Annotated in this window: 15 protein-coding genes and 1 pseudogene; 11 read left to right on the plus strand and 5 right to left on the minus strand. The window is 72.4% G+C overall.

The window, feature by feature from the left end:
* Nucleotides 1-68: 68 nt before the first annotated feature.
* Both FB388_RS20905 and FB388_RS40925 read right to left on the minus strand, forming a co-directional pair.
* The gene (locus FB388_RS20905) at nucleotides 69-755 is read right to left on the minus strand and encodes an alpha/beta hydrolase (RefSeq protein WP_142103928.1); all 687 of its coding nucleotides are present in this window, start codon (nucleotides 753-755) and stop codon (nucleotides 69-71) included.
* Nucleotides 756-878: 123 nt separating this feature from the next.
* Nucleotides 879-1,445: a cupin domain-containing protein gene (locus FB388_RS40925; protein WP_142103929.1), complete on the minus strand. Its 567-nt coding sequence runs from the start codon at nucleotides 1,443-1,445 to the stop codon at nucleotides 879-881.
* A gap of 224 nt (nucleotides 1,446-1,669) precedes the next feature.
* Between FB388_RS40925 and FB388_RS20915 the strand changes: the two are divergent.
* Nucleotides 1,670-1,897: pseudogene (locus FB388_RS20915) on the plus strand (transposase); the annotation flags it as partial.
* 213 nt (nucleotides 1,898-2,110) lie between these two features.
* Here FB388_RS20915 and FB388_RS20920 read toward each other — a convergent pair.
* The 3 genes from FB388_RS20920 to FB388_RS20930 all read right to left on the minus strand — a co-directional run bounded on the left by FB388_RS20920 (nucleotide 2,111) and on the right by FB388_RS20930 (nucleotide 5,179).
* The gene (locus FB388_RS20920) at nucleotides 2,111-3,358 is read right to left on the minus strand and encodes an acyl-CoA dehydrogenase family protein (RefSeq protein WP_142103930.1); all 1,248 of its coding nucleotides are present in this window, start codon (nucleotides 3,356-3,358) and stop codon (nucleotides 2,111-2,113) included.
* Between the two features lie 5 nt (nucleotides 3,359-3,363).
* Nucleotides 3,364-4,077: an SDR family NAD(P)-dependent oxidoreductase gene (locus tag FB388_RS20925; protein ID WP_142103931.1), complete on the minus strand. Its 714-nt coding sequence runs from the start codon at nucleotides 4,075-4,077 to the stop codon at nucleotides 3,364-3,366.
* Nucleotides 4,078-4,150: 73 nt separating this feature from the next.
* Nucleotides 4,151-5,179 carry an AraC-like ligand-binding domain-containing protein gene (locus FB388_RS20930; RefSeq protein WP_170225767.1) on the minus strand — a complete coding sequence of 343 codons (1,029 nt, stop codon included), beginning with the start codon at nucleotides 5,177-5,179 and terminating at the stop codon, nucleotides 4,151-4,153.
* A gap of 512 nt (nucleotides 5,180-5,691) precedes the next feature.
* Between FB388_RS20930 and FB388_RS20935 the strand changes: the two genes are divergently transcribed.
* The 10 genes from FB388_RS20935 (at nucleotide 5,692) to FB388_RS20975 (ending at nucleotide 15,249) form a co-directional block, all read left to right on the plus strand.
* Nucleotides 5,692-7,041, plus strand: coding sequence for an ammonium transporter (locus FB388_RS20935; protein WP_142103933.1), 1,350 nt, complete (start codon nucleotides 5,692-5,694; stop codon nucleotides 7,039-7,041).
* A gap of 11 nt (nucleotides 7,042-7,052) precedes the next feature.
* Entirely contained in the window at nucleotides 7,053-7,394 is a 342-nt protein-coding gene (locus tag FB388_RS20940; RefSeq protein WP_142103934.1) for a cupin domain-containing protein, read from the plus strand.
* Nucleotides 7,394-7,909 carry a dimethylamine monooxygenase subunit DmmA family protein gene (locus FB388_RS20945; RefSeq protein WP_142103935.1) on the plus strand — a complete coding sequence of 172 codons (516 nt, stop codon included), beginning with the start codon at nucleotides 7,394-7,396 and terminating at the stop codon, nucleotides 7,907-7,909. The genes FB388_RS20940 and FB388_RS20945 overlap by 1 nt, the downstream gene beginning before the upstream one ends.
* A complete protein-coding gene (locus FB388_RS39535; protein WP_170225768.1) occupies nucleotides 7,906-8,832 on the plus strand; it encodes a PDR/VanB family oxidoreductase in 927 nt (308 codons plus the stop codon). Before FB388_RS20945 ends, FB388_RS39535 begins: the two co-directional genes overlap by 4 nt.
* Entirely contained in the window at nucleotides 8,829-9,794 is a 966-nt protein-coding gene (locus FB388_RS39540) for a heme-dependent oxidative N-demethylase family protein (RefSeq protein ID WP_211362142.1), read from the plus strand. The genes FB388_RS39535 and FB388_RS39540 overlap by 4 nt, the downstream gene beginning before the upstream one ends.
* A gap of 64 nt (nucleotides 9,795-9,858) precedes the next feature.
* Nucleotides 9,859-11,178, plus strand: coding sequence for a type III glutamate--ammonia ligase (gene glnT, locus FB388_RS20955; RefSeq protein WP_142103936.1), 1,320 nt, complete (start codon nucleotides 9,859-9,861; stop codon nucleotides 11,176-11,178).
* 16 nt (nucleotides 11,179-11,194) lie between these two features.
* Nucleotides 11,195-12,067: a class II glutamine amidotransferase domain-containing protein gene (locus FB388_RS20960; protein WP_142103937.1), complete on the plus strand. Its 873-nt coding sequence runs from the start codon at nucleotides 11,195-11,197 to the stop codon at nucleotides 12,065-12,067.
* Nucleotides 12,055-12,726, plus strand: a complete 672-nt coding sequence (locus FB388_RS20965) for a GltB/FmdC/FwdC-like GXGXG domain-containing protein (protein ID WP_142103938.1) — start codon at nucleotides 12,055-12,057, stop codon at nucleotides 12,724-12,726. Before FB388_RS20960 ends, FB388_RS20965 begins: the two co-directional genes overlap by 13 nt.
* A gap of 8 nt (nucleotides 12,727-12,734) precedes the next feature.
* The gene (locus tag FB388_RS20970; protein ID WP_142103939.1) at nucleotides 12,735-14,078 is read left to right on the plus strand and encodes an FMN-binding glutamate synthase family protein; all 1,344 of its coding nucleotides are present in this window, start codon (nucleotides 12,735-12,737) and stop codon (nucleotides 14,076-14,078) included.
* On the plus strand, nucleotides 14,071-15,249 hold the full coding sequence (locus FB388_RS20975; RefSeq protein WP_142103940.1) for an NAD(P)/FAD-dependent oxidoreductase: 1,179 nt from the start codon (nucleotides 14,071-14,073) through the stop codon (nucleotides 15,247-15,249). Before FB388_RS20970 ends, FB388_RS20975 begins: the two co-directional genes overlap by 8 nt.
* The last annotated feature ends 10 nt before the right edge of the window (nucleotides 15,250-15,259 follow it).

Here is a 15,259-nt window from a genome sequence, read left to right on the forward strand (position 1 = left end):
GCAGGACCGCCCGCGATCGAACTCCTCGTCCTTGAACCGCTCGTCGTCGTGTTCGCCGTTAGCCGGCGTCATTCGGCGAGACGGTGCACGGCCTCCGCGGCGATGCCGGCGGGGACGGTGTGGCCGCCGTCGAACTCGTGCACCTCGACGGGGATGCCCGCCGACCGCAGCCTCGGGACGATGCGTCGGGTCGTCCGATCGATCGGCAGCACGTCGTCGGCCCGGCCGTGGGAGACGTACACGCCGGGCGTGCGGGCTGGGCGCGCGGGCACGACGAACCCGGGCGAGAACGCGAGGATGTGGGTGAACAGGTCGGCGTTGGCCAGTCCGAGCGAGAGCGCGTAGGACGCCCCGTCGGAGAACCCGCTGATGGCGAGCCGCCGTGGGTCGAGTGGATAGGACGCGAAGACGTCCTTCAGCGCCTCGTCGATACGGCGGACGTCCGGTCCCCAGCCACCCACGATGACGTCCCATGTCCTGTCCTGCGATGTCGGGGCGAGCACGAGGAGCCGATGCGTCTCGGCCAGCGGGACGAGCGGGCCGAGCCCGGCGCGCGCGTCACCGCCGGCACCGTGCAGGCTGACCACCAGCCGTGCCGGCGTACCGACGTCGATTCCCGCCGGTACGTGCAGCAGTACCTCACGCCCTTGACCGAGGTCCACGGCGCGCAGCCCGGGCCGCTGACCCGTCCGATCCGGCGGGGTCGCGGGCGGCCGGGCGGTCAGCCGTGAGGGGTCGTTCCCCGTCTTCCCCATGTCGGACGTTCCTCCTGCACAGCCGGCGCCGGCCGCGACGGTGATCCCGCCGAGCAGAACCGCTCGCCGGGACACCTCGGACCCGAAGGCAGCCAATGCGGCCCCCGTGACGATCACACCCGGTCAGGACATCGCGGACGACGCCGGGTCGGGGCGGCTCGGCGGCAACCCGGTGGGATCGCCCTGGAAGCCCTGCGGTCGCAGCTGCTCCTCGGCTGCGGTGGGCACCCGGTGCAGCAGCTCGTCACGGTCATCCTGGCGGTACTGACCGGTCTCGACCAGCGGCGGCGAGTAGGCATGGATCGTGACGGTCAGCTCGGCCCTCGGCTCCCGCCGCATCCGGTGGATCACCGTGCCGTCGAAGCAGAACCCCTCCCCCGCCCACACCGGCCCCCCGACCGGCCGCGCCCCCAGCCGCAGGTGCTCGTGCCGGATCACCCCGCGCGCCACATGAACCGCACCACAGGAGCTGCCGTGGTCGTGGTACCCGGTGTCGTGGTCGTCGGCGTTCCAGCAGATCACCCACACCCCGAGATGCTCGCTGGTGAACACCTCGTTGTAGGTCCGCTTCCTACGGTCGTGGTCCAGATCGTCTTCCCACAACCGCGGGTGCTCGGCGATGCAACGCGCGATCTCAGCGAGCTCGTCCGGTCCCACCGGCCCGTCGGATGGCGCAAAAGGCAGGTCCATGTGGACCTGCTACCCGTTCCGCGCCGGATCAGGCCCAACGGGTCCACTCTGGATTGCGGCGACGCGCTGCGGACCGGCCCGTCGGGACCTGCTCGCCCATCGGGAGCCGACGGTCGGCGAGATCGGGGCCCCAGCGCCGCGGCCGACGACCTCGTCGCCCGAGCCAGGCGGCAGGGCGACGAGCGGGTGCTGTACGTGGCGGCGATCGGAGCCATGACCCGCGGAGATACCTCGATCACGGGCCCTACACGTTCATCTGGGTCGATGCCCTCATGGTCAAGGTTCGTGAGGACGGCCGGGTGGTCAACGTGCGCGCCCTGATCGCGGCCGGGGTCAACGCCGACGGGCACCGCGAGATCCTCGGCCTGGACGTGACCTCGGCCGAGGACGGGGCGGGCTGCTTGGCGTTCCTGCGCGGGCTGGTCGCCCGCGGCCTGTCCGGGGTGCAGCTGGAGTGACGGTCGCAGACCCCGGGCGGGTGGTGGACTGCGTGGACGACGGCCGTGACGGGGACACCGTCACGCGTCGGGACCGAGAACCTGCACGTTGGATGCAGTGTGCAGCGTGTCCATCGGTCCGACGCTCACCGCGACCCGTCGAGGATGCCCTGTCTTGGGCACGTGTGCGGTGCCGGTCGGTGCAGGTCGAGGTGCCAGCAGCGCCGTTCAGTCGTCGATGGTGCTCCACTGGTCGTAGTCCGGGTCGGCGAGCAGCGCCTGCAGACGACGGCGGCGAAAGGCGATGTTGCCGCCGCTGAACAACGGATAGGCGAGGGCGTCCTGGAGCAGTCCCGCGAGCGGCAGGTGATGTCCGTAGGACTCCACCCCGACCACGCGCATGAGGTCGACGAGCGACTGCACCGCCGCCTCCGAGCCGAACACCTTGGCGTGCACCGACAGCTCCTCGGCCCCGGGCGATCCCCGGTCGAGCGCGGCGCACGCGCGGTAGGTCAGGCTGCGAACCGCCTCGATGCGGGTCTTCACGTCGGCCAGGACGAACCCCGCCCCCTGATGCGCGACGACCGGGACCCGGCCGCCGCGGCGGTCGGTGCGGGCGAAGCGCAGCGCGACGTCGAAGGCGACGCGCATGACCCCCGCCGCGCACGCGCCGATGAGGGCCCCGCCGAACGCGGCACCGACGATGCCCAGGCCCGCGCCGACCTCACCGACGAGGTTCGCGGCCGGCACCCGGACGTCGACGAGGGAGAACCGCGGGAGCAGGTGCGCCCGATGACCGAGCGGGTCGATGAGCTCATCGATCCGCAACCCGTCGATCGGGCCGGCGGCCAGCAGCACGGCCAGCGACTTCCGCGGATCGGGGTCGTCGCCCGCCCGGCACACGACCGACATCACGTCGGGCCCGGTGCCGTCCCAGCCGGTCGCGTGCGAGACCCACTGCTTGCGCCCGTTGATGACCCAGCCGTCGCCCTGCCTGCGTGCAGTGGTCTGCAGGCCGACGGCCTGCCCCTCACCGGGATCGCGCTCGTCGAGGTTGGCCGTCCCACCCGGCTCGCTCAGCGCCAACGACGCGAGTGGCGCGCCGGACGTCGCGAGGAAGGCCGGCAGGTACCTCTCCCGCTGCTCGGCGCTGCCCGCCCGAAGCAGTGGTGCGAGCCCCAGCCCCGTCGAGAACAGGTTCAGCGCGACGCTCGGATCGCCCGCGATGAGCTCCTCGGCCAGTACCGCGGCCGCCGAGGCACCGGTGCCGTCCCCGCCCAGGGCCTGCGGGACGAGCCTGCGGAGGAACCCGGCCGCGACCAGCTGTTCGTAGAACGGCCGAGTCGCGCGATACCGCTCGGTCGCCGTTGGCAGCGGATCGGTCACTTCTCGCGCCCGCGCGAGGACGTCGCCGGCGAACTCCCGTGCCGTGGCGCGCAGCGCCTTCTGCTCGGCGAGCAGAATGTTGGTGGGCATGCCGCTCAGTGCCCCGCGCTCTGGCCGCCGTCGACGTGCAGCGTCTCGCCGGTCACGAACGCGGCGGTCTCGAGGTAGAGGACCCCGTGGACGATCTCCTCGATCTCACCCATCCGCCCCATCGGGTGCAGACCGGCGTAGGCGCCGTGCGCCTCCACGGGATGCATCGGCGTCTTGATGATGCCCGGTGAGACGGCGTTCACCCGCACCCCGGAACCCGCGAGCTCGATGGCCAGCGAGCGGGTGGCGGCGTCGAGGCCACCCTTGGTCAGCGACGCGAGCACCGACGGCACCGCGCTCAGCGCGTGGTCGACGAGCGAGGTCGTGACGGTGATGACGTGCCCGGAGCCACGCTCGACCATCGCCGCGACCGCGCGCCGGGTGATGCGGAAGAACCCGGTGAGGTTGAGCCCGACGGCCGCCGCGAAGTCCTCGTCGGTGTAGGCGGTGAACGGCTTGGCCACGAAGACCCCGGCGTTGTTCACCAGTGTGTCGATCCGGCCGAACCGCTCCAGCGCCGCGTCCACGACCCGGTCCGCGGTCTCCGGGTCGGTGAGGTCGCCGGCGACGGCGAGCACCTGCGGGTCGTCCGAGGCCGTGATGGAGCGGGACGTCGTAACCACGGCGTAGCCGTGCTTGCGATAGCCGTCCGCCACACCGGCACCGATGCCGCGCGACGCTCCGGTGACGATCGCGACCTTCTGCGCGGACGTGGTCATGCCTGCCTCCTGGGTATGTCCACAATGGCCTGTCGAGTTGCGGTCGTCCCCGGCGGGATCGACGAACGGTCGATCAGCCGGTTACCCGACGCGGAGCGCGTCCCGGCACGTGGTCGCCGTTCCCCGGCGTCGGGAGGGCTGCGGCCCGGTCACGGCGGCCTGACCGGCGGATCTCCGTCGCCGTCATGCCGAACTCCGCCTTCAACGCGCGGCTGAGGTGCCCCGAGTCGGCCATCCCCCAGCGCGCCGCGACGGCAGAGACGGTCCGCCCCCGCAGCGACTCGTCGGCGAGATCGCGGGCGATGTGCTCCAGCCGCTGCGTCCGTATCCAGGCCGACAGGGTGATGCCGCGCGGGGCGAGGGCCTTGTGGAGGTACCGGATCGACACCGCGTGCACGCGAGCAACCGACTCGACGGTGAGGCCGGGGTCGGAGAGATGCGACAGGCAGTGCGCGAGCACGCGGTCGGCGAGGTCGTCACCCACACCCTGGGGTGGTATGTCCACCAGCTCGGCGATGGCCAGCGAGACGATCGCGTCCGCGAGGTACTCCTTGCTGCAGCTCGCATCACCCGCGGTGCAGTCGTCGATCTTCGCGGCGAGCGTCGCGAACAGCGTTCCCACGACGTCCCGCGGACCGCTGTCGGTGCTGACCGCGACGGCCGTGCGCGCTGCGAGGGTGTCCGCGTGCGAGCCCAGCGCAGCCAGTGGCACCGTGACGACGACCATCTCGTAGGGCTCCCAGTACGTCACCTCGTACGGTCGAGAGGTGACGTAGTTGACCAGGCCGCCGGGCCCGAGCAGACAACGACGACCGTCCTGCTCGACCATCGCCCGTCCGGTCCGCGGCAGGGCGATGATCAGCAGCGCGGGATCCTTCGTTCCGATCAGATCGGGGCCGCGGGTGACGACGCACGGGCTGCCACTCACCACCGAGACCCGGACGTCGCCGGCCACGGCACTGCGCAGCGCGCTGTGGAACGCACCTTCGGTGAGCGACCGCACCCGGACCGGGGCGGACACCTCCGCGAGGAGCGTCGCGAACCGCGCCCGGTCGCCGGTATCGGCCACCGCGACGAGGTGCAGCTGCGGCTGTACGGACACCAGCGGACGATGCGAGCCCATCCGCCACCTCCGGGTTCCGGATCTCGTCGGTCCCATCAGCGAGGACTGTATGTGTCTGCGGCCACCCACAGCCGCCAGTTCCAGCACCGACGTACGCCAGTTCGTGCACCGACGGCCGGCCGGCAACCATCTGCCGCTCGACACTGGGCGTCAGCGACATGCACCTCCTGAGCGTCGAGGTCGACGGCCGGCGTGCCCCCGGGAAGAAGGTGGCTTCTTGGCGAGGACTCGCGACGACCGCGGGACAGCCAAGGGCGGGTTGTCGACCCGCAAACCGGACATCGACGCCACGGCGAACATGACCGCCCCATGCCGCGGCCGCCCCCGACCCACCCGTGCCCGCCCCCGGAGCGCACGGGTCAGGCGGGGAGGTGACGGCCCATCGACCTGGTGGAAACGACGTCGTCACAGAGCCGCCCCACGCCCGTCACGGGCGCGATGTTTCCTCTGAGGCGACACCGATTCCCCCTGCGACACAGCCTGGAGTGGCGATGGACGCCGCAAGTACCGCATGGATCCTGGCCGCGACGATGGGCGTGAGCCTGATGGTGCCCGGGCTCGCCCTCTTCTACGGCGGCATGGTCGGCGCCCGCAGCATCCTCAACGTCGTCATGATGACCTTCGGCGCGGTCGCGGTGACCGCGTTCGTGTGGACGCTCTTCGGCTACTCCGCCGTGTTCGGCGACTCCTACGGCGGCGCAGGCCTGCTCGGCGACGTCGCCGCGTATCCCGGGCTCGGCGGCGTGATCGTCGAGGACCCGGCCGCGACGCTCCCACCCGCGCTGGTGGCGGTCTTCCAGGCGCTCTTCGCCGCCATCACCGTCGCGATCATCTGCGGCGCGGTCGTCGACCGGGTGCGGTTCGGCCCGTGGCTGGTGTTCAGTGCGGCCTGGGTGACGCTGGTGTACCTGCCGATCGCGCACTGGGTCTTCGCGTTCGACTCCGCCGACGGCGCCGTGCGCGGCGGCTGGATCGCCAACACCCTCGCGGCCGTCGATTTCGCAGGGGGCACGGCCGTGCACATCAACTCCGGGATCGCCGCCCTCGCGCTGATCCTCGTGCTCGGAAAGCGCATCGGCTGGCCCGGCCAGCCGCGCCCGAACAGCGTGCCGTTCGCCGCGCTCGGCGGCGGCATCCTCTGGTTCGGCTGGTTCGGCTTCAACGGTGGCTCGGCGCTCGCCGCCGGCAACAGCGCCTCGGTCGTGCTGCTCACCACGTTCAACGCCGCCTGCGCCGCCATGCTCGGCTGGCTGCTCGTCGAACGGATCGTCGACAAGCACGCAACCACACTCGGCGGCGTCTCCGGTGTGGTGGCCGGACTCGTTGCGATCACGCCCGCGTGTGGTGCCGTCTCCCCGCTCGGCGCGCTCGCGATCGGCCTCGCCGCCGGCGTGGCCTGCGCGTCCGCGGTGCGGCTCAAGTACCGCCTCGGCTACGACGACAGCCTCGACGTCGTCGGCGTCCACCTGGTGGGCGGCGTGCTCGGCACCCTCCTGATCGGCCTGCTCGCCGACCCGGCAGCGCCGAACGGGCGCACCGGCCTGCTCTACGGCGGCGGGTTCGAACTGCTCGGGGTTCAGGCCATCGCCGTGATCGCGGTCCTCGCCTACTCGTTCGTCATCACCTGGGTGCTCGCGAAGGTCCTCGACCGCACGATCGGCCTGCGGCTGCCGCGCGAGGTCGAGGAGGAGGGCGTCGACGTCGTCGTGCACGGCGAGCGCGCCTACGACCTCGACGGGCACGTCCACGCGCCGCTGGCCGGCATCGCCGCGCGGGAGCAGGAGGTCGTCGCCTCCGCCGAGGCCGTGATCACCGACGTCCCCACCGCCGCCCGCGACTGAAGGAGATCCGCATGATCGGCAAGGTCGAGAAGGGTTACGAGAACCTGCCGTCGATGAACGAGCCCGGCTGCGAGGCGTTCATCGGGGACGCGTTCGCGAACCCCGACGGGGCGGTGTTCTGCTCGGGGTTCTTCGAGCTGTTCCATTCGGAGCCGCTGGTCTACGAGTACACCTACGACGAGACCAAGTTCGTGGTCGAGGGCGAGTTCGTGCTCACCGACATGACGTCCGGGCAGGTCGTGCACGCCCGCAAGGGGGACGTCCTGTTCTTCCCGAAGGGCACGACAGTCAAGTTCGAGACGCCGGACCGGGCGCTCGGCTTCTACGCCGGCCATCGCAGCTTCGCACCCTGATGGGAGCCGCGCACACCAGCGTGCCGCGCTGGCCGACCACCGACCCCGGGGTCGACCGAGCGGGCCGGGCGTTCGCGATCATGGCGTTCGGGCCGGACGCCGCGCCGGTCGGCGAGCACTGGCACCGCGAGGTCGCCCGGCTCGGCCGGCCGGTGTGGGTCCGGCGCGTCGAGGGCGCGGACGAGGCGGTGCTCGCCGAGCTCGGCGAGCAGCTGGCCGCAGCGCGCGTCGGGTGGCGGCTCATGCTTGCCGGTCCACAGGCCGACGTGCTGGCCGCCTACGCGGCGGCGACGCGCGCGGGAGTGCTGGCGGCGGAGATCGCCGTGCTGGTGACCGACGACCGGCATCGGCGCGTGTGGTGCGCGCACTGCGACACCACGTCAGTGGCCGAGGTCGCCACCGGCGAGGTGACCCCGTGCCCGGGCTGCGGCCGGTCGTTGCTGGTCTACCACCACGTGTCGCGCCGGTCGGCGTCCTACCTGGGATTCATGGCCGATGCCGAGGAACGCCCATGACCCTGGATCTGGTGGTCGGCAAGACCGAGGAGATCGCCCCCGGCATCCGCGAGCTGACGCTCGTCCGGCCGGACGGGCGGCTACCCCCGTACCCGGCAGGCGCCCACGTCGTCGTCGAGTGCGGCCACGGCCGGCGCAACGCGTACTCGCTAACGGGCTGTGGCGTCGAGCCGGACGCGTACCGGATCGCCGTCCTGCACATTCCCGACGGCGACGGGGGTTCGGCGTACGTCCACGGCCTGCGGGTCGGCGACCGCGTGCGGGTGTCACGCCCGCGCAGCGCATTCCCGCCGGTCGCCACGGCGCGCCGGCACCTGCTGGTCGCCGGGGGTATCGGGATCACCCCGATGCTCGCGCACGTCCGGGCCGCGCTGCGGTGGGACCGGCCGGTCGAGCTGCTCTACGTGCACCGGCCGGGCGTCGCCCCGTACGCGGAGGAGCTCGCCGGGCTGCTCGGGGACCGGCTCGTCGAGTCCACCGACCCCGACGAGTTCGGCCGGCTGCTGCAGGCGGCCCTGCGCGAGCAGCCGATCGGCACGCACCTCTACGTCTGCGGCCCCGGCCCGCTGATGGACCGGGTGCTCACCGACGCCGCCGCGGCGGGCTGGCCGCCGGAGCGGCTGCACCTGGAGCGGTTCGTCCCCGCCGCCCTCGACCCGGGCCGGGAGTTCGTGGCCCGGCTGGCCCGCTCGGACCGGGACGTGCACGTGCCGTCCGGGACGAGCCTGCTCGACGCGCTGCACGCCGCGGGCGTCGCCGTGCCGAGCATGTGCCGGCAGGGCGTGTGCGGCGAGTGCCGCGTACCAGTGCTCGCCGGACGGCCGCTGCACCGCGACGAGTTCCTCGCCGCCGACGAGCGCAGCGACGCCGTCATGTGCTGCGTGTCCCGGAGCGAGACCGACGCGCTGGAGATCGACCTGTGACCCGGCGACTGGCCCGCTTCCCGTTCCCCTTCCGCGCCGACACCTACCGCTACTCGACGAACGTCGAACCGGCCCGCGTGCCGGTCGAGACCGAGGCCGGCAGCTGGGGCACCGGCATCCTCGACGTCGACGACGAGTACGGCCCAGAGCTGGCCGAACGGGCCGCGGTGCTCGACCGGGACCCCGCGCGGCTCCAGGTCCTGTCACACATGCGCCCCGCGTGCTGGGACGCGCTGCACACCGTGCTCGGCGAGCTCGCGGCCCAGCACCCTGACCGGATGTCGCTCGAACGCACCGGGCCGGATCTCGTCTGGCGCAACGCTCTCCTCGGCATCGAGCAGCGGTTCACCGACGGCGACGACGCGAGCCTCCCCGGCGGCCCGCTCGGATTCCTCGGCAGCCAGGTCCAGGACGACATCGTGCTGCTCGACCAGCGCGAAGGCTCGCTGTGGGCCGACGCGGGCATCGTCACCTTCGCCGCCGACTGGTCCATGCGCTTCGACGTCGGGATGCGGTTCCTCGAGGTGCACGGGCCGGTGCCGCGCGTCCACGAGGAGGGCATCATCTCGCGCGCCGAGCGCTTCCTGATGCGGCTGCAACCCGGCCAGGAGTACCGGCGCACGAACTGGACGATGTCGGTCGACCGCCGGCTCGACCAGTCCACCGAGATCTACCCGGAATGGGGTCCCGACCGGCGCGCGATCGCCGACGCGGACGGCGACGAGCTCGCCCGCCGGCTGCACCTGCGGGTCGAGGTGCAGCACCTCGTCCGGCTCGGCCACTCCGGCGCGGTCATGTTCTTGATCCGCACGTACCTCGCCTCGCTGGCCGAGCTCGCCACCGTGCCCGCCTGGCGGGAGCGCTTCGGCCGGGTGCTGGCGGAGCTCCCCGAGGACATGGCCGACTACAAGGGCCTCGACCGCTTCCGCGGCGCCGCCGCGCGCTGGCTCCTCGCGAACTGACCTCTTCCCTGTTTCCTGTTCAGTAACTAAGTTTCTTACTGAGATACCCACGAGAGGGGTCCCGATGGCGACCACCGACCTGGCCGCGCGGGCCGAGGCCGACGGGGTGCGGTTCCTGCTCGCGCTGTTCGTCGACCTCGCGGGCAAGCCGTGCGCCAAGCTCGTGCCCGTCGAGGCGGCCACCGAGCTGCAGCACGAGGGCGTCGGGTTCGCCGGCTACGCCGTCGGGGCGATCGGTCAGGTGCCGAGCGACCCCGACCTGATCGCCATCCCGGATCTCGCGAGCTACACGCCGCTGCCGTGGGTGCGCGATGACCTGGCGCTGGTGCATTGCGACCCCCACGTCGAAGGCGAGCCGTGGCACTTCGCGCCGCGGGTCGTGCTCAAGAAGCTCATCGCCGAGGCCGCCGCGCGCGACGTCGCGCTGTTCGCGGGCGCCGAAGTGGAGTACTTCCTCGTCCGGCGCGACGACACGGGCCGGCTGGTACCCGCCGACGCCAAGGACGACGCCGCCCGGCCCTGCTACGACGCCCGCGGCCTGACCCGCATGTACGAGCACCTCACCGGGGTGTCGGCGGCGATGAACGCGCTGGGCTGGGGCAACTACGCCAACGACCACGAGGACGCGAACGGCCAGTTCGAGCAGAACTTCGCCTACGCCGACGCCCTGACCACAGCCGACCGGGTGATCACCGCCCGCTACCTGATCTCGGTGCTCGCCGAGCAGCGCGGGATGATCGCGACCTTCATGCCCAAGCCGTTCGCCGACCGCACCGGCTCCGGGATGCACCTGCACCTGTCGCTGTGGCGCGACGGTGCCGCGCTCTTCCCCGACGCGGGCGACCCGCGCGGGTTCGGGCTGGCCCCGCTGGCGTACCAGTTCCTGGCCGGGATCCTCGACCACGCCCCCGGCCTGCAGGCCGTGCTCGCGCCGACGGTGAACTCCTACAAGCGCACCGGGGCGACCTCCACCCGCTCCGGCGCCACCTGGTCGCCGCGGCGCGCCACGTACGGCGGTAACGACCGCACCCACTTCGTCCGCATACCCGACCAGCACCGGATCGAGCTGCGCGGCGGCGACGGCTCGGCCAACCCGTACCTCGCGGTGGCCGCGGTGCTCGCCGCGGGCCTCGACGGGATCGACCGCGACCTCGACCCCGGCGACCCCGGCACGAGCGCGGACACACTCCCCCGGCCCGAGCTTCCACCCACGCTGCTGCACGCGGCCGACGCGCTCGCCGCCGACAAGGTCGTCTCGGCCGCCCTGGACGCCGCGGGCCCGGGCGTCGCCGAGTACTTCACCGCCCTGAAGCGGGAGGAGTTCTTCGACTGGCACGGCACGGTCGGCTCGTGGGAGCACGACCGCTACCTGACCGCCTTCTAGGGAAAGGAGACGGCCCGTGTGCGGGATCGTCGGACTCCACCTGCGCGACCCAGCGCTGTACCCGCGGCTGGGCCGGCTGCTGGAGAGCATGCTGTGCCAGGTCGTCGAGCGCGGCCCGGACTCCGCGGGCGTCGCCGTCTACGGCGACCGCCGCCGCTGCCCGGAAGGGCACGCCGCGGTGTCGGTGCTCGACGCGCCGCCCGACCTCGCCGCCCGGCTGCCCGACGCGCTGGTTACGGCGGCGGGCGACACCACGGTCGTCGCCGCTCCGCTCTCCGTCGACGCCCTCGTCGACGCGGTCCGGGCCGCCGCGCCGGATGTCACGGTGGTCGGCTCCGGCACCGACCTCACCGTGTACAAGGGCACCGGCCACCCGCGGGCGCTCGCCGCCACCTACGACCTGGCAAGCGCCGAGGGCTGGCAGGGCCTCGCCCACACCCGGATGGCCACCGAGTCGGCGGTCACCCCAGAGGGCTGCCACCCGTTCTCCGTCGGCCCGGACCAGTGCCTGGTGCACAACGGCTCGTTCGCCAACCACGCCACGATCCGCCGGGACCTGCGCCGCGACGGCGTCGTGTTCGACTCGGAGAACGACTCCGAGGTCGGCGCGCGGTTCGTCGCGTCGCGGCTGGCGCAGGGCGAGGACCTGGACAAGGCGCTGCGGCTGCTCTGCGAGCGCTTCGACGGCTTCTACACCCTGCTCGTGACCAGCGCGGACGGGTTCGCCGTCGTCCGCGACGCGATCGCGTGCAAGCCGGCGATCATCGCCGAGACCACCGGATGGGTCGCGATGGCCTCGGAGTTCCGCGCGCTCGCCGAGCTGCCCGGCATCGAGGACGCACGGATCTACGAACCCGAGCCGGAGAAGGTGTACGCATGGGTGCGCTGACGGTCGACCTGCAGGCATCCTCGGTTCGGGAGCTGAACGCCGAACTGCACACCCCCACTGCGACCTCCTACGAGGTGCTCGATCCCAAGGGCGCCCACGCGATCGCGGCGGGCGTCCACCACCCGATCGACGTCCAGGTCCGCGGGCACGCCGGCTACTACTGCGCCGGCATGAACGACGGTGGCGCGATCACCGTGCACGGCAGCGTCGGCACCGGCGTGGCGGAGAACATGATGTCCGGCACCGTACGGGTGCGCGGCGACGCCTCGCAGTCCGCGGGCGCGACCGCGCACGGCGGCCTCCTCGTGATCGAGGGTTCGGCGTCGATGCGGTGCGGCATCTCCATGAAGGGCGTCGACATCGTCGTTGGCGGCGACATCGGCCCGATGAGCGCGTTCATGGCCCAGGCAGGTCGGCTCGTCGTCTGCGGCGACGCCGGCGACGACCTCGGCGACTCGATCTACGAGGCGCGCATCTACGTGCGGGGCAAGGTCGGCTCCCTCGGCGCGGACTGCGTCGAGAAGCCGGTGCGCGACGAGCACCGGGCCGAGCTGGCCGAGCTGCTCGCCGCCGCGGGGCTGGATCACGAGCCGGGCGAGTTCCGCCGCTTCGGCTCGGCCCGGCGGCTCTACCACTTCGCCGCGCACAACACGTATTGAGGAGCCCGATGACCGACCCTGCGCTCCGCGAGCAGCACCGATTCGACTCGCTTCGCGAGTCGGCGACCTTCGACCGCGCCACCATCGCCGCCATCCAGAACGCCGCCGACACCGGCGTCTACGACATCCGCGGCTGGGGTGCGAAGCGCCGCGTGCCGCACTTCGACGACCTGCTGTTCCTCGGCGCCTCGATGTCCCGCTACCCCCTGGAGGGCTACCGGGAGCGCTGCGACACCGACGTCGTGCTCGGCGACCGGAACGCGAAGTACCCACTGCACCTCGACATCCCGGTGACGATCGCGGGGATGAGCTTCGGCGCCCTCTCCGCGCAGGCGAAGGAGGCGCTCGGACGGGGAGCCAGCGAGGTCGGCACCTCCACCACCACCGGCGACGGCGGCATGACTCCCGAGGAGCGCGGCCAGTCCAAGCACCTCGTCTACCAGTACCTGCCCTCCCGCTACGGGATGAACCCTGCCGACCTGCGCAAGGCCGACGCCATCGAGATCGTCCTGGGCCAGGGCGCCAAGCCCGGCGGCGGCGGGATGCTCCTCGGCCAGAAGATCTCCGACCGGGTCGCCGCGATGCGCAGCCTGCCCGCCGGCATCGACCAGCGCTCCGCGTGCCGGCACCCGGACTGGACCGGCCCCGACGACCTCACGATCAAGATCCTCGAGCTGCGTGAGATCACCGACTGGGAGAAGCCGATCTACGTCAAGGTCGGCGCCACCCGCACCTACTACGACGTGAAGCTGGCCGTCGCCGCAGGTGCTGACGTCGTGGTCGTCGACGGGATGCAGGGCGGCACCGCCGCCACCCAGGAGGTGTTCATCGAGCACGTCGGCATCCCGACGCTCGCCGCGATCCCGCAGGCCGTGCAGGCGCTGCAGGAGCTGGGGCTGCACCGCACGGTCCAGCTGATCGTGTCCGGCGGTATCCGCACCGGCGCCGACGTCGCCAAGGCCATGGCCCTGGGCGCTGACGCGGTGGCGATCGGCACCGCCGCCCTGATCGCGCTGGGCGACAACCACCCCCGCCACGCCGCCGAGTACGAGCAGCTCGGCTCCGCCGCCGGCTTCTACGACGACTACCAGGACGGGCGCGACCCGGCCGGCATCACCACCCAGGACCCCGAGCTCGCCGCACGGCTCGACCCGGTCGAGGGCGGCCGCCGCCTCGCCAACTACCTGCGCGTGCTGACCATGGAGGCCCAAACCATCGCCCGGGCCTGCGGCAAGGCGCACGTGCAGCACCTCGAACCCGAGGACCTCGTCGCGCTCACCATCGAGGCCGCCGCGATGGCCCGCGTGCCGCTCGCCGGCACCGACTGGATCCCGGGGACGTCCGGTGGCTGACGTGGTGATCGTCGGTGGCGGGATCGAGGGGTGCGCCGCCGCATGGGCGCTCGCCGAACGCGGCGTCACCGACGTTGTGATCGTCGAACGCGCCACCGTCGGCTCCGGCGGCACCGGCAAGTCGTCCGGGGTGGTGCGCTGCCACTACGGCGTCTCCTCGCTCGCGGCGATGGCGAACGCCGCACTGGACGTCTTCGAGAACGCCGCCGAGATCCTCGGCGCGGACGTCGGGTTCCACCAGACCGGCTACGTCGTGGGCGTCGGCGAGCAGAACCTCGACGCGCTGCGTGCCTCCCTCGCGAACCAGCGGGCCGTCGGCGTGCGGACAGAGGAGATCGGCCACGCCGAGGTCCGCAGGCACTGGCCGACCGCGTACCTCGACGACTTCGCCGCGTTCGCCTGGGAGCCCAGGGGCGGGTACGGCGACGCGTACCAGACCGCGCAGGCATTCGCCGCCGCCGCCCGCCGCGCGGGGGTACGGCTGCGGCAGGGCAGCACGGTCACCGAGATCGTGGCCGAGAACGGACGGGCCACGGGGGCGCGGCTCGCGGACGGGTCAACGATCCCAGCCGGCGCCGTCGTCGTCGCCGCGGGCCCGTGGTCGGTGCCGCTGCTCGCCGCGCACGGCATCGACCTGCCGATCACGGTGCACCGCGAGCAGATCGTGCTCGTCGATCCCGGCGTCGACCTGGGGCCGGTCCCGGTGTTCTCCGACCTCGTGTCGCTGCAGTACGTGCGGCCGGAGGCGTCGGGCGAGATCCTCTTCGGCAACTCCGACCTCGCCGAGCTGGAGCCCGCCGACCCCGACCGCTACTCCAACCAGGCTTCCGAGGCGTTCCTCGACCTCGCCGTCGAGAAGGTCGGCACCCGGTTCCCCGGGCTGGAGAACGCCTCGGTCTCGTCGACGTATGCCGGCTGCTACGACGTCACCCCCGACTTCAACCCCGTCATCTCCCCGACCCCGGTCGACGGGCTCGTCGTGGCCGCCGGCTTCTCCGGGCACGGCTTCAAGATCTCCCCGTCGGTGGGGCGGCTGGTCGCGGACCTCGTGGTCGACGGGACGAGCTCCGACCCGCACGTCCCCGACTCGGACTTCCGGCTCTCCCGCTTCGCCGAGGGGGCGCTGCTGCGCAGCCCGCACCCCTACGTCGGGGCAGGCGAGATGCGCTGACGCGCCGGGA

It is taken from the genome of Pseudonocardia cypriaca (assembly GCF_006717045.1).
Classification (GTDB): domain Bacteria; phylum Actinomycetota; class Actinomycetes; order Mycobacteriales; family Pseudonocardiaceae; genus Pseudonocardia; species Pseudonocardia cypriaca.

What these genes read in the sequence shown, in the direction of transcription:
- FB388_RS20905 (WP_142103928.1), bottom strand. Translation starts at nt 755, where the DNA reads ATGGGGAAGACGGGGAACGACCCCTCACGGCTGACCGCCCGGCCGCCC.
- FB388_RS40925 (WP_142103929.1), bottom strand. Translation starts at nt 1,445, where the DNA reads ATGGACCTGCCTTTTGCGCCATCCGACGGGCCGGTGGGACCGGACGAG.
- FB388_RS20920 (WP_142103930.1), bottom strand. Translation starts at nt 3,358, where the DNA reads ATGCCCACCAACATTCTGCTCGCCGAGCAGAAGGCGCTGCGCGCCACG.
- FB388_RS20925 (WP_142103931.1), bottom strand. Translation starts at nt 4,077, where the DNA reads ATGACCACGTCCGCGCAGAAGGTCGCGATCGTCACCGGAGCGTCGCGC.
- FB388_RS20935 (WP_142103933.1), top strand. Translation starts at nt 5,692, where the DNA reads ATGGACGCCGCAAGTACCGCATGGATCCTGGCCGCGACGATGGGCGTG.
- FB388_RS20940 (WP_142103934.1), top strand. Translation starts at nt 7,053, where the DNA reads ATGATCGGCAAGGTCGAGAAGGGTTACGAGAACCTGCCGTCGATGAAC.
- FB388_RS20945 (WP_142103935.1), top strand. Translation starts at nt 7,394, where the DNA reads ATGGGAGCCGCGCACACCAGCGTGCCGCGCTGGCCGACCACCGACCCC.
- FB388_RS39535 (WP_170225768.1), top strand. Translation starts at nt 7,906, where the DNA reads ATGACCCTGGATCTGGTGGTCGGCAAGACCGAGGAGATCGCCCCCGGC.
- glnT (WP_142103936.1), top strand. Translation starts at nt 9,859, where the DNA reads ATGGCGACCACCGACCTGGCCGCGCGGGCCGAGGCCGACGGGGTGCGG.
- FB388_RS20965 (WP_142103938.1), top strand. Translation starts at nt 12,055, where the DNA reads ATGGGTGCGCTGACGGTCGACCTGCAGGCATCCTCGGTTCGGGAGCTG.
- FB388_RS20970 (WP_142103939.1), top strand. Translation starts at nt 12,735, where the DNA reads ATGACCGACCCTGCGCTCCGCGAGCAGCACCGATTCGACTCGCTTCGC.